Origin of the sequence: Actinomadura rugatobispora (assembly GCF_042656285.1) — a bacterium.
GTDB classification, from domain to species: domain Bacteria; phylum Actinomycetota; class Actinomycetes; order Streptosporangiales; family Streptosporangiaceae; genus Spirillospora; species Spirillospora rugatobispora.
Map to the genome: position 1 here is coordinate 125,563 of NZ_JBHSON010000005.1, position 18,185 is coordinate 143,747.

General features: G+C 73.0%; 19 protein-coding genes and 1 tRNA gene. 11 read left to right on the forward strand and 9 right to left on the reverse strand.

Features of this window, described 5'->3' with window-relative positions; translation table 11 throughout:
• Window positions 1–10: 10 nt before the first annotated feature.
• Window positions 11–556 (forward strand): methylated-DNA--[protein]-cysteine S-methyltransferase, encoded by a 546-nt coding sequence (locus ACFPZN_RS05165; protein WP_378280623.1) that lies wholly within the window; start codon window positions 11–13, stop codon window positions 554–556.
• 77 nt (window positions 557–633) lie between these two features.
• Window positions 634–1,812, forward strand: a complete 1,179-nt coding sequence (dnaN, locus tag ACFPZN_RS05170) for a DNA polymerase III subunit beta (protein WP_378280624.1) — start codon at window positions 634–636, stop codon at window positions 1,810–1,812.
• A gap of 133 nt (window positions 1,813–1,945) precedes the next feature.
• Here the strand turns inward: dnaN and ACFPZN_RS05175 are convergent, their stop codons facing one another.
• Together ACFPZN_RS05175 and ACFPZN_RS05180 are read right to left on the reverse strand one after the other, a co-directional pair.
• Window positions 1,946–3,016: a beta propeller repeat protein gene (locus ACFPZN_RS05175; RefSeq protein WP_378280625.1), complete on the reverse strand. Its 1,071-nt coding sequence runs from the start codon at window positions 3,014–3,016 to the stop codon at window positions 1,946–1,948.
• Between the two features lie 266 nt (window positions 3,017–3,282).
• Window positions 3,283–3,846 carry a helix-turn-helix domain-containing protein gene (locus ACFPZN_RS05180; RefSeq protein WP_378280626.1) on the reverse strand — a complete coding sequence of 188 codons (564 nt, stop codon included), beginning with the start codon at window positions 3,844–3,846 and terminating at the stop codon, window positions 3,283–3,285.
• Between the two features lie 104 nt (window positions 3,847–3,950).
• Here ACFPZN_RS05180 and ACFPZN_RS05185 point away from each other — a divergent pair, with 104 nt between their 5' ends.
• Both ACFPZN_RS05185 and ACFPZN_RS05190 read left to right on the forward strand, forming a co-directional pair.
• The gene (locus ACFPZN_RS05185; protein WP_378280627.1) at window positions 3,951–4,625 is read left to right on the forward strand and encodes a B3/B4 domain-containing protein; all 675 of its coding nucleotides are present in this window, start codon (window positions 3,951–3,953) and stop codon (window positions 4,623–4,625) included.
• Window positions 4,625–5,566, forward strand: a complete 942-nt coding sequence (locus ACFPZN_RS05190; protein ID WP_378280628.1) for an EamA family transporter — start codon at window positions 4,625–4,627, stop codon at window positions 5,564–5,566. Before ACFPZN_RS05185 ends, ACFPZN_RS05190 begins: the two co-directional genes overlap by 1 nt.
• Window positions 5,567–6,640: 1,074 nt before the next feature.
• On the opposite strand, the gene ACFPZN_RS05195 is transcribed toward ACFPZN_RS05190, so the two are convergent.
• The 6 genes from ACFPZN_RS05195 to ACFPZN_RS05220 form a co-directional block, all read right to left on the reverse strand.
• Window positions 6,641–8,671, reverse strand: a complete 2,031-nt coding sequence (locus ACFPZN_RS05195) for a WD40 repeat domain-containing serine/threonine protein kinase (protein ID WP_378280629.1) — start codon at window positions 8,669–8,671, stop codon at window positions 6,641–6,643.
• A gap of 234 nt (window positions 8,672–8,905) precedes the next feature.
• Window positions 8,906–8,993: transfer RNA gene (locus ACFPZN_RS05200), tRNA-Ser, on the reverse strand.
• Window positions 8,994–9,003: 10 nt separating this feature from the next.
• Window positions 9,004–9,441 carry a tRNA adenosine(34) deaminase TadA gene (gene tadA / locus ACFPZN_RS05205; protein WP_378280688.1) on the reverse strand — a complete coding sequence of 146 codons (438 nt, stop codon included), beginning with the start codon at window positions 9,439–9,441 and terminating at the stop codon, window positions 9,004–9,006.
• Between the two features lie 73 nt (window positions 9,442–9,514).
• Complete coding sequence (locus tag ACFPZN_RS05210) at window positions 9,515–9,952, reverse strand: tRNA adenosine deaminase-associated protein (protein WP_378280630.1); 438 nt, start codon at window positions 9,950–9,952, stop codon at window positions 9,515–9,517.
• A 64-nt stretch (window positions 9,953–10,016) separates the two neighbouring features.
• Window positions 10,017–10,502, reverse strand: a complete 486-nt coding sequence (locus tag ACFPZN_RS05215) for a tRNA adenosine deaminase-associated protein (RefSeq protein WP_378280631.1) — start codon at window positions 10,500–10,502, stop codon at window positions 10,017–10,019.
• A 151-nt stretch (window positions 10,503–10,653) separates the two neighbouring features.
• Entirely contained in the window at window positions 10,654–11,070 is a 417-nt protein-coding gene (locus ACFPZN_RS05220) for a hypothetical protein (RefSeq protein WP_378280632.1), read from the reverse strand.
• Between the two features lie 126 nt (window positions 11,071–11,196).
• Between ACFPZN_RS05220 and upp the strand changes: the two genes are divergently transcribed.
• The 7 genes from upp to ACFPZN_RS05255 all read left to right on the forward strand — a co-directional run bounded on the left by upp (window position 11,197) and on the right by ACFPZN_RS05255 (window position 17,706).
• Entirely contained in the window at window positions 11,197–11,835 is a 639-nt protein-coding gene (gene upp / locus ACFPZN_RS05225; RefSeq protein ID WP_378280633.1) for a uracil phosphoribosyltransferase, read from the forward strand.
• Between the two features lie 339 nt (window positions 11,836–12,174).
• Window positions 12,175–12,438: a three-helix bundle dimerization domain-containing protein gene (locus tag ACFPZN_RS05230; protein ID WP_378280634.1), complete on the forward strand. Its 264-nt coding sequence runs from the start codon at window positions 12,175–12,177 to the stop codon at window positions 12,436–12,438.
• A 76-nt stretch (window positions 12,439–12,514) separates the two neighbouring features.
• Entirely contained in the window at window positions 12,515–12,673 is a 159-nt protein-coding gene (locus ACFPZN_RS05235) for a hypothetical protein (RefSeq protein WP_378280635.1), read from the forward strand.
• A gap of 10 nt (window positions 12,674–12,683) precedes the next feature.
• On the forward strand, window positions 12,684–13,199 hold the full coding sequence (locus tag ACFPZN_RS05240) for a PH domain-containing protein (protein ID WP_378280636.1): 516 nt from the start codon (window positions 12,684–12,686) through the stop codon (window positions 13,197–13,199).
• Between the two features lie 393 nt (window positions 13,200–13,592).
• Entirely contained in the window at window positions 13,593–15,110 is a 1,518-nt protein-coding gene (locus tag ACFPZN_RS05245; RefSeq protein WP_378280637.1) for a helix-turn-helix domain-containing protein, read from the forward strand.
• Between the two features lie 345 nt (window positions 15,111–15,455).
• Complete coding sequence (locus tag ACFPZN_RS05250; RefSeq protein WP_378280638.1) at window positions 15,456–16,163, forward strand: FadR/GntR family transcriptional regulator; 708 nt, start codon at window positions 15,456–15,458, stop codon at window positions 16,161–16,163.
• 229 nt (window positions 16,164–16,392) lie between these two features.
• Window positions 16,393–17,706: a CynX/NimT family MFS transporter gene (locus ACFPZN_RS05255; protein ID WP_378280639.1), complete on the forward strand. Its 1,314-nt coding sequence runs from the start codon at window positions 16,393–16,395 to the stop codon at window positions 17,704–17,706.
• Here ACFPZN_RS05255 and ACFPZN_RS05260 read toward each other — a convergent pair.
• The gene (locus ACFPZN_RS05260) at window positions 17,703–18,014 is read right to left on the reverse strand and encodes a type II toxin-antitoxin system VapB family antitoxin (protein ID WP_378280640.1); all 312 of its coding nucleotides are present in this window, start codon (window positions 18,012–18,014) and stop codon (window positions 17,703–17,705) included. The genes ACFPZN_RS05255 and ACFPZN_RS05260 overlap by 4 nt on opposite strands.
• Window positions 18,015–18,185 lie beyond the last annotated feature (171 nt).

Genomic DNA, 18,185 nt, shown 5'->3' on the forward strand with positions numbered 1-18,185 from the left:
AAGGAAAATCATGAGCATCGGCACGACGTCCACGGGCGAGCGCACGCACGCCGTCCTGGACAGCCCCATCGGCCCGCTGACCGCCGTGGTGGACGGCGGATCCCTGGCCGGGCTCTACATGGACCTGCAACGGCACCGCCCCGCCCAGGAGACCTTCGGGGTGCCCGCGGACTCGGCCGACAGCACCCCCTACAGGGAGGTCGCCGAGCAGCTCAAGGCCTACTTCGCCGGTGAGCTGAACCGGTTCGAGGTGCCGCTGGCCATGCGCGGCACACCCTTCCAGCAGCGGGTCTGGGACGCGCTCCAGGAGATCCCCTACGGCGAGACCGTCTCGTACGGCGAACTCGCACAGGAGATCGGCAAGCCCGGCGCCTCACGCGCCGTCGGCCTGGCCAACGGCCGCAACCCGGTCAGCGTCATCGTCCCGTGCCACCGCGTCGTGGGCTCGTCCGGCGGGCTCACCGGGTACGGCGGCGGGCTGGAGCGCAAGCGCTACCTCCTCGACTTCGAACGCCGCGTGAAGGACTCCGGCACGCCCGCGACCACCCTCTTCTGACCGCCGGGCGGCGTTCTGTCGGACGCGGCGGTTACGGTGGCCCTGCACGCACGAATCGGGGCAGAGGAGCACGACCGATGGAGTTCCGGGTCGATCGTCAGGCACTGGCCGACGCGGTCGCGTGGGCGGCGCGGACGCTGCCGTCCCGGCCCGCGCTGCCCGTCCTCGCGGGCCTGCTGGTCGAGGCGACCGCCGACGGCGAGCTGGCGCTGGCCGCCTTCGACTACGAGGTGTCCGCCCAGGCCAGGATCACGGCCGAGGACGGGCTGACCGTCACCGCGCCCGGCCGGGTCCTGGTGCCGGGGCGGCTGCTGGCCGAGATCGTCCGCAACCTCCCGCACCAACCGGTCGACGTCGCGCTCAAGGGCTCGGAGATCGTGGTGAGCTGCGGCAGCGCCGAGTTCGGCCTGCTCCCCCTCCCGGTGGAGGACTACCCCAGCCTGCCCGAGCCGCCCGCCCGCGCCGGAACCGTCCCGGGCGAGGTGTTCGCCGCCGCCGTCGCCCAGGTGACGCCCGCCGCCGGCCGCGACGACACCCTCCCCATGCTCACCGGCGTCCGGATCGACGTCGAGGGCACCACCATGCGGATGGCCTGCACCGACCGCTACCGGATCGCCGCCCGCGAGCTGGCCTGGACGCCGTCCCGCGACGACTTCGCCGCCGGGGTCGTGGTCCCCGCCCGCACCCTCGCCGACACCGCCAAGGCGATCAGGCCGGGCGCCGAGGTGGCCATCGGCCTGACCGGCACCGGCGACGTCCTGATCGGCGTCTCCGGCGGCGGCCGCAGCATGACCACCCGCCTCCTCGACGACCAGTTCATCGACTACCGGTCCCGGCTCACCGGCGTGTGGACCTCCACCGCCCGCGTCCGCGTCGCCCCGTTCGTCGAGGCGATCAAGCGGGTGGCGCTGGTGACCGAGCGCAACACCCCGGTCCGCCTGGCGTTCGCCTCCGGCCAGGTGCGGATCCGCGCCGCCTCCGGCGACTCCGCCCGCGCCAACGAGAGCCTGCCGGCCGCGCTGGACGGCGAAGAGATCGACATCGCGTTCAGCCCGCAGTACCTGCTCGACGGTCTGGCCGGGATCGACACCGAGTTCGCCCGGCTCCAGTGCACCGGCCCCACCAAGGCCGCCCTCCTCACCGCCGTCCCCGACCCGGAGAAGGACGCCGAGGCGCCCGAGGACGAGACCCCACCGGACCCGGGAGGCGACACCGGCTACCGCTACCTGGCCATGCCCGTCCGCCTCTCCTCCTGAACACCCCTCGGTAACAGCCGCCCACCCGCCTATCGCGGGGCCCGGCACGTCCCCGCCCTCGTCGGCGTGGGGTGCCGGGATCCGCTTGCACGGCGATGCGCCTGCCGGCGCCGCACGACGGCCTGACGCCTCCTTAGGAGTCGCCGGATTGGGCGGTGATGCTGGAGGCGGTGCCGACCGTTCCGGCCTGGGGGACCTGGTGGGAGCCGACCAGCCATGCGCCGCCCGCCTCGGGGGCGGGCAGGGAGGCGGAGGCCAGCCACACGGCGGTGTCGCCGAGCGGCTGGGGCGACGGCGTCCGGCTCCAGGTGCGGCCGTCGAAATGGGCGAGTTCGCCGCGTCCACCGGCGACCCACACGTCGTCCGGGGCGAGGGCGGTCACGGTGTTGGCGGCCGTCACCGGGGCGTCCACCTTGCGCCACTTGCGGCCGTTCCAGCGCAGTACCCGATCGCGGCCCACGGCCCAGGCGTCGTCCCGGGCGAGCGCCACGACACCGGTGAGCGGGAAGCGGGTCGTGGGGATCGGCACGCGCGTCCAAGAGCGGCCGTCGTAGTGCATGACGAGCCCGGTACGGTCGGCCGCGCCCACGGCCCACACGTCCCCGTCGCTGGTCGCGGAGACGGCGAGCAGTCTGCCCTTGGCCACGGAAGGCGTCTCGGCGGCGTGCCAGGCGCCGCCGTGCCGGTGCAAGGCCACAGGGCCGGGCGGGCCGCCCCGCAGAAGGCCGTGTCCGACCGCCCACGCCTCCTCGCCGACCATGGCGACGTCGGTCAGGACGAAGCCGCGGGCCGCTCGGGGATCCTCGGGCCAGCCCTCCCAGGCGTCCCAGACGGAGCCGTTCCAGTGGTGGATGAGCGGGACCTCGGCCGCGGCCAGCCGGTCGTAGCCGCCGCCGACCGCGATGGCCTGGACGGACACGTCCGCTTCCGGCCTTCCGGCGGGACGTGCGGGCTTTGCCCGGGAGTCACGGCCGGCGACGGCTATCCCCCGGAAGCCGGCGCCGATATGGCTCGCGACGGGCAGCGGGCCCGGCGGGATCGTCCACCTCGTGCCGTCCCAGCGGGCGACGAGGGGATGCTGCCCGACGTGCCCCACCACCCACACCTCGGCCGGAGACGCGGCGGCGACTCCCGCGAGCATGTGCGAAGCCTCGACGACCGTGGGGGAGACGACCTGCCACGCGGTGCCACCGGAGAGCACCATCAGCGCGCCTGTAACCCCGGAGCGGCCCTGGGTCTCGTGTCGGTTCACCGCTGACGGCCTCTCACCTGAGCCTGGGACGAATCGCGTCGGGTGGGATCAACGACCGTCCCGTGGCGTCCTGACAAGCGTCTGCACACCCCGTCCAACGCGTTGACGCGCATGCTCCGTTCCTGATTCACGCTCGTCTACGACGATGCGCCGAACGCCGCGCGGAGAAAACCCCTCGCGGACCGGAACGCGCTTTGGGGGTGAAAGAACCGGGGGCGTCAGAGGTCCAGGACGGCCAGGATGAAGCGGAGATCGTCCTTGCCCGCGTTGCCGTAGGTGTGCGGCCGGTCGCCGACGAACACCGCCGCCGTCCCGGCCTCGACCAGGTCGCCGCGGCCGTCGACGTTCAGGGTGAGAACGCCCTCCTCCACGTACACGATCTCCTTGGTGCCGGGCACGTGCGGATCGCTCTCCCTGACCTCGCCCGGCCGCAGCTCCCAGCGCCACAGCTCCAGGGACGGCCGGGGATCGCTGCCGCCCAGGAGCGTGCCGGTGCCCCCGTGCGTGCCCTCCCACAGGACGACGTGGCGGTCGGGCGGGAACATCCTGATCGGCGGCTGCTCCTCGACCTGGACGAGCCGGGTGAGCGGCACGCCCAGGGCGTCGGAGATGCGGATGAGGGTGCCGAGGTTGGGGTTGCCGCGGCCCTGCTCCAGCCCGACCAGGACGCCCTTGCTCACCCCGGCGCGGCCGGCCAGCTCGTCCAGGCTCCAGCCGTGCCCGGCCCGCAGCGCCCGCACGGTCCTGGCCACGGCCTCGCCGATGGCTTCCTGATCGCTCACGGTGTCCTCCCCTCCGTCACCTTAGAGCGTCGCGAGCACCCCTCGCGGTCGGTAAGATGGTATGCGGAGTTCATTAAAATGACCGTGCTGGAGGGGAGCCCGGAATGCTGGAGCGGATCGTCATCGACGGGGCCGTGCGGGAGTTGCGCCCGGACGTCGCGGTGCTCGCCGTCACCGCCGAGGGCCTGGCCAACGGGCCGGGCGACGCCCTCACGGCGGACTGGCTGGCGCTGGCGGCCAAGGCCGCCGCACAGGCCGCCGACGACCCGCACCTGGAGGCCTGGCGGAACGCCTACCGCGCCTTCGGCGCCAAACCGCAGCGTACCCGCCCCTCCGTGGACGCCCTGGTGCGCCGGGCCGACTCCCTGCCCCAGATCAACAAGGTCGTGGACGCCTACAACGCGATCAGCGTCGAGTACGCCCTGCCGGTCGGCGGCGAGGACCTCGACGCCTACCGCGGGCCCGCACGGCTCGTCCGGGCGGCCGGGGACGAGCCGTTCGACACCGTCGCGGGCGGCGAGCCTGCCGTCGAGCACCCGCTCCCGGGCGAGGTGGTCTGGCGCGACGACGCCGGGGTGACCTGCCGCCGCTGGAACTGGCGGCAGTGCGTCCGCACCCGCATCACCGAATCCACCGTGAACGGGCTGTTCCTGCTCGAACGGCTCGACCCGTACCCCCTCGACCGGCTCCGCGCCGCCGGCGACGACCTGGCCGCCCGGCTGCGCGCCATCAGCCCGGACGTGCGGATCGAAAGCCGGCTGATCGGCGCGGACGGCTGATGGTCACGCTGCTGGCCCTCGGCGCCGCCCTCGCCTACGGCGTCGCCGACTTCCTCGGCGGCGCCGTCTCCCGCCGGACCAGCGCGCTGAAGGCGCTGGCCTGGTGCGTGCCGGTCGGCCTGGCAGTGATCCTGGCGGCCGCGCTGGTCATCGGCGGGCGGTTCACCTGGACGTCCCTGGCCTGGGGGTTCGGCGCCGGCCTGGCGGGCGGCACCGGCCTGATCACCTTCTACCGGGCACTGGCCCGGGGCCCGATGAGCGTGGTGGCCCCCGTGTCCGCACTCGCCGCCGCCGTCCTGCCCGTGGGCGTCGGCACACTACGCGGCGAGCAGCTGGACGCCCCCGTCCTGGCCGGCGTCCTGCTCTGCCTGGTCGCGATCGGCCTGATCAGCATGGAGAACAACACCCCCACCGCAACCGGGGCATCTCCGAATCCATCGGCATCCCCGGAGGCGGCCGCGTCCACGGATGGGCGGGTGGCGGGCATGCCTGCCTGGTCCGCCCGGCTCGCGGACAGCGGGCCGCTGATGGCCGGGATCTCCGGCGTCTGCTTCGGGATCTTCTTCATCATGCTCAAGGGGGCCGGCGACGCGAGCGGGCTCTGGCCGGTGGTCGCCGCCCGCGTCGGCAACCTGTGCGTGATCGGCGCGGCCTTGGCCGTCATGATCTGGGCCCGCGGCGCAGACCTCGGCCCCCCGGTCTCGGGACGGCTGCTCATCGGCCTGGCCGTCCTGTCAGGCACCCTGGACGCCTCCGCGAACGCCCTCTACTTCGTCGCCGCCCAGCAGGGCATGCTCAGCCTTGCCGCCGTCCTGACCTCGCTGTATCCCGCGATCACGGTGCTGCTGGCCAGGATCGCCTACAGCGAGCGGCTACGCGTCGTCCAACGCCTCGGGCTCGCCATCGCCGCAGCGGGCGTGGCCCTGGTCACCATCGGCTGATCAGCCGCCCCCCAACAACCCAGTTGCCCCGACGCTCAGACCGCCGGGGGCACCGGGACGCTAGGACCGCCCGGACCACGGGCCGCCGGAGGCGTCCGGGGACAGGTCGGGACGCTGGGACCGTCCGACCGCCGGGGGCGTCCGGGGACAGTTGGGACGCTGGGACCGCCGGGTCCGCCCGGACGCCGGGTCCGCCCGGACCGTCGGGACGCTGGGAGCGTCGGGGGCGCGGGACCGCCCGGACACCGGGACCGCCCAGACGCCGGGACCCTCGGGGGCGTCGAGACCGTCGGGGTGCCGGGGCGCTGGGATCGTCGGGGGCGTCGGAACCGCCGGGGTGCCGGGACGCCGGGGCCGCCCGAGACGCTGGGGCCGCCCGGACAGCGGAACCGCCGGGACGCTGGGACCGTTCGACCGCCGGGGGCGTCCGGGGACGTCGGGGCGCTGGGACCGACGGGGCCGCCCGAGACGCCGGGGCCGCCCCGACACCGGGACCGCCGGGACCGCCGGGACGCTAGGAGCTTCGGGGGCGTCGGAACCGCCCGGGGTGCCGGGAGTGCCCGGACGCTGGGACCGCCCGAGACGCCGGAACCGCCGGAACCGCCGGACGCTGGGACCGCCGGGGGTGTCGGGGGCGTCGGGACGCTGGGACCGTCCGACCGCCGGGGGCGTCCGGGGACAGTTGGGACGCTGGGACCGCCGGGGCCGCCCGGACGCCGGGTCCGCCCGGACGCCGGGTCCGCCCGGACGCCGGGTCCGCTGGGAGACTCGGGGTGCCGGGGCGCTGGGAGCTGGGAGCGTCGGGGCGTTGGAACCGCCGGGGGTGCCGAGACCGCCCGGACGCCGGGGCTGCCCGGACGCCGGGTCCGCCGGAAGCGTCGGGGCGCTGGGAGCGTCGGAGTGCCGGGGAACGCTTGAGGATGTTTGGGGGCGCTGGGGCCGTCCGCCCGCCGGGGGTGCAGTTGGCCTGTTCCTGGCGGGGCGGTAGGCCGTTTTGCATCTGCCGCGCTGCTCGCCGCGGCGCTGGGGCGGCTCCTTCGGAGCGCGGGCCTACCGGAGTGGTCAGGGGCTGGGTTAGGGGGTTACCCAGAGGCGGACGGTGTCGTCGCTGCCGGCGCTGGCCAGCGATCTGCCGTCGGGACGGAAGGCGAGCCCGTTGACCGTCGCGGAATCGTCGTGGCCGGCGAGGACGGTGGTGACGCGGCCGCCCGCCACGTCCCACAACTTGATCAGACCTCGGCCGGTGCCGGTGGCCAGGGTCTTCCCGTCGGGGCTGAACGCCAGCGAGTAGAACGACGAGTCCTCGACGTTGGTGAAGGTCTTGGTCAGGCTGCCGGTGGCGACGTCCCAGAGCTGGACGCTGTTCTTGTCGTTGGCCTTGGCCAGGGTCTTCCCGTCCGGACTGAAGGCCAGCATGTCGCTGAAGATGGACAGTTCCTCGCTGGGGATGACGCGGAGGGCGCGGCCGGAGGCCACGTCCCAGATCCGGACGGTGTTGTCGAGGCTGCTCGAGCTGGCCAGGAGCCTGCCGTCCGGGCTGAACGCCACCGAGCCGGCGGACTTGGTATGGCCGCTCAGGGTGCGGGCGGTGCGGTTCCCGGGCACGTCGAAGATCCGGATCTTCTTTCCCTCGCTCCGGGCGACCTTCGTGCCGTCGGGGCTCATCGCGATCCCGCCGGCGCCGTCGGGGTCGGACATGATGACCGAGGAGCTGCGGGACGCCACGTTCCAGAGCCGCACGGAGCCGTCCCACTGGCCGCTGATCAGGCTTTTCCCGTCGGGCCTGAACGCCACCATGGGGAACTTGGGCGTTTCGAGCTTCATGGTGACGGTGGGGCGGCCGCCGGTCGCGTTCCAAAGCCTGATCGAGCCGCCGTCGGAGCTGCCGGCCAGCTTGGTTCCGTCCCGGCTGAACGACACGGACCGTGCCCCGCCGGTGGTCTTGAGCGTCTCGCGCGGCGTGCCGGTGACCTCGGGGCTGGGGCTCGGCTGCACGGGAGGAGGCGCTCCGAGCGGCGTCGAGCCGGTCGCCGGGACGAGCCGGTCGTTGTCGGACTCCGGCCAGAAGAGCACCGCCGCCCCGATCACGACGGCCGCGACGAGCACGGCCGCCAAGGCGCCGATGAGCTGGGGACGCAGTTCGTCGGATGAGTCCGGCGTCGCCTGCCGTGCGGGGCCGTCCGCCCTGGTTTGTGGCTGTACGGGCGGAGGGCCGGGTGGTGGCACCTGAACGCCTGGCATTGGCAGGGGCGCAGGGGCGTCGGCCGGTGGTGGAGGAGCGGGTGCTTCGGTGGCCAGGGCGGCCAAGAGGTCGTGCGCGCGGTCGGCGGTCAGCCGTGCCGCCGGGTCCTTGTTCAGGAGACCGGTGAGCACCTCACTGAGCGGTCCGGAGTGGACGCAGGGGGCGGGGTCCTCGGTGGCGATGGCCACGAAGACCGCTCCGGGGTTGGTGCCGGTGAACGGCGGGCCGCCCTCGGCCGCGGCGAAGAGCGTGGCGCCCAGGGACCACAGGTCCGACTCGGGGGTGGCGTCCCGCCCGCGCACCTGCTCGGGGGCCATGAACGCCGGGGTGCCCAGGATGGCGCCGGTCTGGGTGAGGGTGGCATCGCCGTCCAGCGCGGCGATGCCGAAGTCGGTCAGCACCACCCGCCGGCCCTCGAGCAGCACGTTGGCGGGCTTGATGTCGCGGTGCACGATGCCCTGGCCGTGCGCGAGCCGCAACGCGTCCAGCATCTGGACGCCGATCTGGGCGACCTCGCCGACCGGCAGCCGCTCCCTCTCGGTCAGCAGGTCGTGCAGCGAACCGCCCTCGATGTACTCCATCACGATCCACGGGCGGCCGTCCTCACCGGCCACCCGGTCGTAGACGGTGATGATCCCGGGATGCTTGAGCCGGGCCGCGGCACGGGCCTCGCGTTCCATCCGGGCGTAGAAGACCTGGCGCTCCTCCGCTTCGACCTGCTCGGGCAGCCGCAGTTCCTTGATCGCGACCGTGCGGTCCAGGTCGGAGTCCCAGGCGCGCCACACCACGCCCATGCCGCCGCGGCCGATCGGGGCGAGGATCCGGTACCGGCCGCCCAACAGCTCCCCGAGGTCCTCGATCACAGCGGGAAGCATAGTGCGAACCCCCTCCAAACAGACACCGGTGTCTGCTGATGGCCTGGGCCGTCCATCGGTCGAAGGAGCCGGTCGCGGAACCGGCGGGCCTGTCGTGTGAGGTGCCTTGTGGAGTGGGTGGCTCGGCGGCATCCTGCCGGGCGGCGTGCGGAGGCTTCAGGAGCCCCTGGAAACGCGGAGCGCCCCCGGCGTGGCGTGGTGCACGGCAGGGGCGCTTCAGAATGGCGGTGGTGGTGGGATTCGAACCCACGGAAGGTTGCCCTTCACACGCTTTCGAGGCGTGCGCCCTCGTCCACTAGGCGACACCACCGCGGGGAAGCCTACCCGACTCTGCGGTGCGCGAAGAACTCGACGAGGAGCGCGCCGCACTCCTGCGCCAGCACTTCGGCGATGACCTCGGGACGGTGGTTGAGACGGCGGTCGCGTACGACGTCCCACAGCGAGCCCACGGCGCCCGCCTTGGGGTCGATCGCTCCGTACACGATGCGGTCCACGCGGGCCTGTACGGCGGCCCCGGCGCACATGGTGCACGGCTCCAGGGTCACCACCAGCGTGCAGCCGTCCAGGCGCCAGGAGCCGCGTGCGGCGGCCGCGGCGCGCATCGCGACGATCTCCGCGTGGCCGGTGGGGTCGGCGGAGCGCTCGCGGTCGTTGTGGCCGGTCCCGATGACCGCGCCGGACGCGTCCAGGACGACGGCGCCGACCGGAACGTCCCCCGACTCGGCGGCCCGCCGCGCCTCGTCCAGTGCCAGCCGCATCGGCCCGCCGAACTCGGCCTCGACCGCTCCGCCGCCCGCCGGAGGACGGTGCGCGGTGCCCTGGGGAGTGATCTCAGTCACGGAGCCGGTCGAACTCCTCGCCGAACCCGGCCAGTTCGGCGACCGTCAGCAGGGCGTCCCCCGGCAGCGCCCGCTCGCCCAGGTCGGCGAGCCGCTTGCCGTCGACGCCGAGATCCTCCAGCAGCTCGGGGTCGCCGCCCACGTCGCCGTCCGGGGCCTCGCCCACCAGCTGGTAGAACAGGCCCCCCAGCCCGTCCTCGCGGACGGTCGAGATGAAGGCCCTCGGCTCGTTCTCCCCGTCGAGGCGGAGAACGGCGAACCAGTCGTCGTCCTGCTCGATCAGGAGCAGCACCGGATCGCCGTACGATTCCACGGCGGCCTCGCGCATGAGGTCGGCGACGTCGTCGACGCCCTCGGCCTCCGCGAGCACGGCCTCGGTCCCCACCCACCCCTGCGGGGTCCGGGCGAAGACGGCGGCGAAGTAGGACACCAGCTCATTGTGACCCACGAGATCGCCCCGGTCACACCCCTTGTCCGGGACCGGGCGGGGGTGATCAGCCGATGGCGTCCAGCGCCCGCTCGAAGGCGGGGGCGAAGCCGACGCGGCCGGCGATGCTCAGCAGCATCTCGTCCGGGTAGAGCTCCAGGTCGCCGGAGATCGCGCCGAGCTCCATCTCGTCCAGGCCCAGCTCCGCGAAGATCGACATGTCGCCCACCGGGAGGACCTGGTCGAGCTCCTCGTCCTCCGGGATCGGGATGTCCAGATGATCGAGCACCTGACCGGCCAGCGGCCAGTCCACCGACGCGGTCACGTCGGAGAGGAAGACCATCACCTCGTCGCCGAGCAGCCGGATCGCGACGAAGAAGTCGTCGCCCACCGACACCAGCCCGATGGTGCCGCCCAGGCTCGGCTGCTGGCGGAGGGCGTGGATCAGCCCGTCCAGGTCCTCGGTCAGCGCGACGGGGAGGACCTCCGCCTCCCAGCGTTCGTCCTCCCGATACACCACGACGGCGAAGTCCGTCGCGTCCACATCCGTCATTTCCACCCCACCGGCGCGGTTCCTGCCAGGGCATGGTCGCAGATGCGGCGCGCCCTCGTGTCCCCCACCGCCAAACTGGCCCTCGTGACCGTCCGTGAGGTGAGCCGACAGCGCCTTCTGGGCGCCGCGGACGAATCTACTCGATTCCTGATCAGTTAATCCGGAAGGTGCGGCGACGGAGGGCCGCGTGGATCCGGGCGCGGCGGGAGCGGTGCGGGGTCACGCGGCGGCGCAGTTCGCGCGCCTCGGCCAGTTCGCGCAGGAAGATCGCGCGGCGGCGGAGGTGGTCGCGGACCTCCTCCGGGGACACGGCCGGCTCGGTGGCATCGTGCGCGCCCTCCGCCGCCTCCTCGGAGTCCTCGGGGGGTGTCCACGGGCGTGCGGTGCGGTCGCGGGACGGGGCCCCGGCGGCCGCGCCCGGCGCCGCCCGGTCCTCCTCGTCTCCGCCGCCGGCCGCGGCGTCCCTGGCGCGCGCTCCCTCGTTTCTCGCCAGCGCTCCGGTGACCTCCAGGAAGGCGTCATCGGCCGACGCCGCGCGTCTCGGCTGCTGGTCGCGATCTCGGGTCATAACGGCATCGTGCCCCGCAGGGCGGACTCCTATCCTCCTGTCGGCTTTGTGTGGCCTTGACGGACGCGTTCCGGGGCCGCGGCCTGGGGTGCGGGCCGGATGATCGGGCGCGGGTACGGTGTGCGCATGCAGACCCTTGCCGTCGACCACCCGCTCGTCGCGCACAAGCTCACCATGCTGCGGGACGTGACCACCGACTCCCCCACGTTCCGCCGCCTGGCCGACGAGCTCGTCACGCTGCTGGCCTACGAGGCCACCCGTGACGTCCGGGTCGCCGATGTCACCGTGGAGACCCCGCTGGTGCCGGCGCAGGGGGTCCAGCTCGCCAGCCCCAAGCCGCTCGTCGTCCCGATCCTGCGCGCCGGGCTGGGGATGCTGGACGGGATGACCCGCCTGCTCCCCACCGCTGAAGTGGGATTTCTCGGGATGATCCGCGATGAAGGGACGCTGCAGGCGCAGACCTATGCGACGCGTCTGCCCGAAGACCTCTCCGGACGCCAGTGCTACGTCCTGGACCCGATGCTGGCGACCGGCGGCACCCTGGCGGCCGCGATCCGGCTGCTGTTCGAGCGCGGCGCCGACGACGTCACGGCGATCTGCCTGCTGGCGGCGCCGGAGGGGCTCATGTACATGGAGCAGGCCTTCGAGGGGACGCAGGCGCCGATCCGGGTCGTGACGGCCGCCATCGACGCGCACCTCAACGAGCAGGGCTTCATCATGCCCGGCCTGGGCGACGCGGGGGACCGCCTCTACGGGGTGGTCTGAGCACGTCCCATCGCCCCATCGGCCCTGCGCCCTTCTCCCGAAGCCGTGTGACATATCCCACTCACACGGCTTCTTCTCTTCTGTCCCCGTGGCCGCCGCACGGGCCGCGCCCCGGCCCCAGAGTCCGCACTGGGACGAATAGTTCCTCTCACCTGCGTTGACGCCGAACTTGCGACGGACCGTACCGACTCTTGACCAAGCCCAGAAGGTGCGATGTTCGCGGATGGGTCACGGTGGGTAATAAGCAGCTACGGAACGCAGTGATCGTTCCCCTCCGCCGCCCTGGCAACTGGGGACCGCGAGGACCGGGGCGGTGCGAGCGAGGCTCGAGGACACGTGATGGCTCACCAAGGGGACAACCAGCGGCTGTCGGGCTACGAAGAGGTCGGCGACCGTCTCACCGAGGAGTTCGCGGGCGTGCACCCGCCCGAGACGGTGCAGCGCTGCGTCGCCGCGGCGCGGCACGGCGCGCAGGAGGTCACGGGGGGCGCGGCGCCGGACCTGGTGGAACGGATCGCCCGCAAGCACCTGCAGGTGCTGGCGGTCGTGGCCGCCGAGAAGCGCCGGCGGTCGCCGCGCTCGACCCTCGGCAACGCTCCATAGCCCTTACTTTGCGGCACATCGGGGCTGTGCGAGACTGGCGTGGGGTCTGTGGGTCATCATGCTCCGGGAGGCAGCCGTGCCCGCCAAGAAGTACATCACGTGGGCTGCCGCGGCCTTCGTGGCGTTCTATGTCGTCAGCCAGCCCGACCGCGCGACCCGGTCGCTGAACGACGCGGCGGACGGTCTCGCCTCCGTCGCCGGTTCCCTGGTCACCTTCGTCAACACGCTGGCCTGAGGGGGTCGGGATGAGGCTGGTGACCCCCGGCGACTCCGCGCCGGCGTCGGTGAACAAGTACCTGCTGCCGCACGAGAACCAGGTGATCACGGTGCGGCGGCATCCCGCCGTGCTGATGCTGCCGGTCGGCCTGGTGCTGGCCGGGCTGATCGTCGCCGGCGTGCTGAGCAACACCGTCACCCAGGCCACCAGCTGGATCTGGTGGGGCTGGCTGATCCTGCTCGCCTGGTTCGTCTGGCGGGTGGCCGAGTGGTCGGTCGACTACTTCGTGATCACCAACCAGCGGATGCTGCTGACCACCGGGCTCATCACCCGCAAGGTCGCGATGATGCCGCTGGCCAAGGTCACCGACATGAGCTTCCGGCGGACGATCATGGGCCGGATGCTCGGGTACGGGGACTTCGTGCTGGAGTCCGCGGGTCAGGACCAGGCGCTGGACACGGTGGACTACCTGCCCTACCCCGAGCAGCTGTACCTCGAGGTCTGCGAGATGATCTTCCCCAACAAGAACCCCTCCGACGACTGATCCCCGTCCCGGCTCCCGCTCCGCCTCGGGTCGTTCTGGGGTGGTTCGGGGGTGAAAGTCGGCCGGGTTCGGCCGTACTCGACGGTAGCAACTGCCGTGATATGGCGGGTTTGTAGGGATTTTCGGGCTCGGTCTACGCGAATTTAGGGCATCGCCGACCGATCGGCACGTGACCGGCTACGGTAAGAGGAAGATCCCCTGAGCGCGCGGGTGATCCCGGGGCCCCGACGGCGTCCCGGGATCGGCGGCGCACACCGGTGAAGGGCATGGGGGCCGGAGCCGGCCAGGTGATCGCCACCCGTGCCGCTTCTTTACTCTCGATGTGTGTTAACCCGCAATGTGCAATCATGTCGGCACCCCAGCCGCCTGATTACTTCCGCTAAGTGAGTCCACATGCCGGGTCCAGGCAACGTCGGCGAACGTGTCCGCAACCTGCGCCTGACCAGACGCTTGTCGCAGGCGCAACTCGCCGGTCACGACCTCTCCGACAGCTATATCTCTCTGATCGAGTCCGGAAAGCGGACGCCCACGCCGACCGTCCTGCGGATGCTGGCCGAACGGCTCGGCTGCACCCCGGAGTACCTCGCCGAGGGCGTCGAGCCGGAGCAGCGCGCCCACCTGGAGGTCCGGGAGAGGCACGCGCACCTGGCGCTGCTGGCCGGTGACCCGGCCACGGCGGAGGCCGGCTTCGACGATGTGATCGCCCGCAGCGACGATCCCGACCTCACCTCCCGCGCCCGCTGGGGCCGCGCCCGCGCGCTGGAGGAGCTGGGCCGTACCGACGACGCCATCACCCTGTTCGAGGAGCTGCGCGAGCAGGCCGAACGCGACCCGGGCCGGACGAGCTGGCTGCCCCCGGTGATCGCGCTGGCCCGCTGCTACCACGCCGTCGGCGACCTCGGCCAGGCGGTCGCGCTGGGAGAACGCGCCCTCAACCGCCTGCGCCATCTGGGCCTCGGCGTGGGCCACGAGTACACCGAGGTCGGGCGGATCCTGCTCCTGGCGTACGTGGACCGGTCCGACCCCGTCCGCGCCCACGCGCTGGGACGGCGCATGCTGGCGCCCAGGGAGACCACCCCCGACGAGCCCGCGGAGTACACGGAACCGGCCGACGGCTACCAGAAGGCCAGCTCGCGCGCGCTGAGCGAGGGCGCGGTGGGGGACGCCCTCTACCTGGCCGACCAGGCGCTCGCCGCGTACAGCGGAGCGAGCCCCGCCTTCGCCCAGGCCCGCCTGAACCTGGCCGGGGCCAAGGCCCTCCTGCGAGGCGTCGCCCCGTTCGGCCACGAACTCGACCTCGCCACCCCCTTGGAGAAGGGCGACGAGGAGCAGCCCGTGGGCGGTGTGCTCCTGGGACGTCCCGCGGGCCCCGGCTGGCAGCGGAACGAGGGGGCGCGCGCGACGGCCGCCGAAGAGGCCATCGAACTCCTTGAGGGCACCTCCGTCCTCGAAGGCTTCGAGGCCACCGAGAGCACCATCGAGAAGGCCCGCGCGCTCGTCCTCGTGGGCCGTCCCGACCAGGCGACCGCCATGCTGGAGGACTTCCTCGACACCGGCATGGCCCTGGCCGCGCCCACGGCCAACATCCCGGCCCATGTGACGGCCCACCCCGGAGTCGACCCGGCCGCCCGCGTGCGCAAGACCACGCAGGCACGCATGGTCCTGGCACGGGCACGGCTGGCCCAGGGCGACCCGACGGCCGCCCTGGTGGTCCTGCGCGCCGCCGACGGTGACCTCAAGCGGCTGACCCCCGGCCGGCAGGCCGCCCAACTGTTCAGGGAACTGGGCGAGCTGTTCGAACTCGCCGGCGACACCGAGGGCGCCACCATCGCGTACCGCCAGGCCCTAGAGGCCGCCGGACTCCGCCCCGCCCGCGCCCACACCGCCGACTGCGACCTGGGCCGAGTCTGAGCCCGGCTCAATGACCTCGACCGTTCTGAGCCCGGGGCACCCCGGGGATGGCCGAACCCCGGACGATCTGGCACGGGTCTGAGCCGGGCCGACCCGGCACGGCCTGAGCCCAAGGCGACCTGGCACGGGTCTGAGCCCGGCAAGCTGCGGCGAAACTGAGCCCAGGCGAGTCGGGGAGAGGGCCGAGCTCAGGGCGACCTGGCCCTCGTCCGGTGAAGGCGTGACCGGCTTCTTTGGCAGGGCCGGAATATAACCACGGCAGCGGTGGTCCTAACATGTAAACGTAGGATGATTGGTGGAATCGGCCGCCGCCGTCCTGCCGCCGTGATCGTTCGAGGGGGAGTCTTGACTCTGCGCACAGCCCGCCGCTCGTCCCTGGTCGAGCAGGTGATCGACCAGCTCAGGGGTGAGATCGCGACGGGCGTGTGGCCGGTCGGGGCCAAGATCCCGCCCGAGCCCGCGCTCGCCGAGAGCCTGGGCGTCGGCCGCAACACCGTCCGCGAGGCCGTACGGGCACTGACCCACGCCGGGTTGCTGGAGTGCCGCCAGGGCGACGGCACCTACGTGCGGGCCACCAGCGAGCTGTCCGGCGCCGTACGGCGGCGGCTGCAGACCGCCGAACTGGTCGAGATCCTCGAGGTGCGGCGCGGGTTCGAGGTGGAGGCCGCCCGGCTGGCGGCCGCGCGCCGTACTGAGGCCGACATCGCCGCGATCGGCGACGCGCTCGCCCGGCGGGACGCCACCTGGGCCGCCGGGGCGCACGCCGAGTTCGTGGAGGCCGACCTGGAGTTCCACACGGCGGTCGTGGAGGCCACCCACAACCGGGTGCTGATCGAGCTCTACCGCGACTTCAGCGCCGTGCTGCGGGCCAGCATCGGGGCCGCGGGCACCCTGCTGCGGCACTCGGACGTCCCGCACGGCCCCATCGCCGCCGCGATCGAGGCGGGCGACGCGGAGGCCGCGGCGCAGGCCACGCACACCTGTCTGGACGAGATCCTCCGGTCCACGGAGACGCGTCCGCCGGCCACCCAGGCCGCACCGGCTCCTTCTTGACGGCCTCCCGGCCCGTTCCGCCGTTCCGCCGTTCCGGCCCGGCCCGTTCGTCGGGACCGTTCCAGGCGCCTGACCACGTGCGCCGCCGGCCCGCCGGCTCGTCGTCCACCACGAGCCGCTGATCCCGCGGGCGTGCACGCCCGGCGGAGCCCGGCCCCGGCCCCATCCCGTCCCCGATACCTGTTCCCCTGCTCTCCTGCCCGGTCGCGCGGGCGCCGACGAAGGCGAAATGACTGCTTCATCACCGAACATCAGCCGTGCCACCGCCGCGTGGACGTTCCTCGGCCTGATCCTCCTGACCGTCAACCTGCGGGCGGCCATCACCGGCATCTCGCCGATGCTCGCCGACCTGCGGGACGTGTTCGGGCTGTCCGGGGTCGAGGTCAGCGTCCTCACCACGCTGCCCGTGCTGTGCCTGGGCCTGTTCGCCTACCTCGCGCCCCTCCTGGCGCGGCGGCTGGGCGCCGAGCCCGCGATCGCGCTCTCGCTGCTGCTGATCACGGCCGGGATCGTGCTCCGGGTGGTCCCGTCGCGGGCGGCGCTGTTCGCCGGGACGGTCCTCGCGGGCGCGGGCATAGCGATGGGCAACGTGCTGACGCCCTCGGTGGTCAAGCGCGTGTTCCCGCGCCGCGTCGGGTCGCTCACCGGCATGGCGATGATGCTGATGGCCACCAGCGGCGCGATCGCCGCCGGGCTGGCCGTCCCGCTGAACGACGCGGCCGGCTGGCGGGTCGCGCTGGCCGTGTGGGCCGTGCCCTCGCTGTTCGCGGCGCTGGCCTGGGGCCCGCTGGCCCTCAGGGGCCGCCGCCGCGAGGACGCGACGCCCGTCCGGGACGGGGCGTCCGCCGGGGCGGAGCGCGGGCACGGGTCGCTGCTGCGTTCGCCGCTGGCCTGGCACGTCACCGCGTTCTTGGGCTTGGCCTCGCTGATGTTCTACGTCCTCATGTCGTGGCTGCCGGAGATCATGCGCGATCACGGGCAGCCGCCCGCCGCCGCCGGGAGCATGGTCTCGGTCATGATGATCATCGGTATCCCGCTGGGCTTCCTGGCCCCGGTGGTGGCCGCCCGGATGCGCGACCAGCGGCCCCTCATCGTCGGCATCGCGGCGATCATGGCGGTGGGCCTGACCGGGCTGCTGCTGTTCCCCGAGCCCGCGTGGGTGTGGGTGACGATCCTCGGCGTGGCCACCGGCAGCGCGTTCCCGCTGGGCTTCACACTGCTGACCCTCCGCTCGCCGACCCCGCTGGTGGCCGCGCGACTGTCGGGTATGGCGCAGGGCGGCGGCTACCTCCTGGCCGGACTGGGACCGCTGGCCGTCGGCCTCCTGCACAGCGCCACCGGGAACTGGGACGTGTCGCTCGGCCTGCTACTGGCCCTGGTCGTCCCCGAACTGATCTTCGGCCTGCTCGCCGCCCGCCCCGCGTTCGTCCGGACGGGCCCACCCCGCCGCGAGGAGGGCGTGGAGAAGCTGATCGAGCCCAAGGGCGTCCCCGCGGCCGTCCCCGCGGGATCGGCCGCCGGTGGCCGGAACGCGCTCGGCTAACCGTTCGGGCGGCCCGCGTCCATGTCGAAGACGCGCGCGTGCAGGACGAGCCGCTGGTGGAGGGCGGCGCGGAGCGCCCGGTGCAGGCCGTCCTCCAGGTAGAGCTCGCCCTGCCACAGGACGACGTGCGGGAACAGGTCGCCGTAGAACGTGGAGTCCTTGGCCAGCAGAGACTGCAGGTCCAGCTCCCGCTTGGTGCTGACGAGCTGGTCCAGCCGGACCTGGCGGGGCGGGATCTTGGCCCAGTCACGGGGCGTCAGGCCGTGCTCCGGATAGGGCCGCCCGTCACCCACCGCCTTGAAGATCACCCTCTGAGTCTACGGCGTCTGGTGGGGCCAGAGAAGACGGCGCAACCGGCCGGGTCACCCGTGCCGGTGCGTCCGGTCAACCGCGAAGTCACTGATCAGAGCCCTCTGCGGCACCGTCCGGGACACGCCCCGGCGGCACGTCCACCGCCCGGACCTGGCCTCCGTGTAACG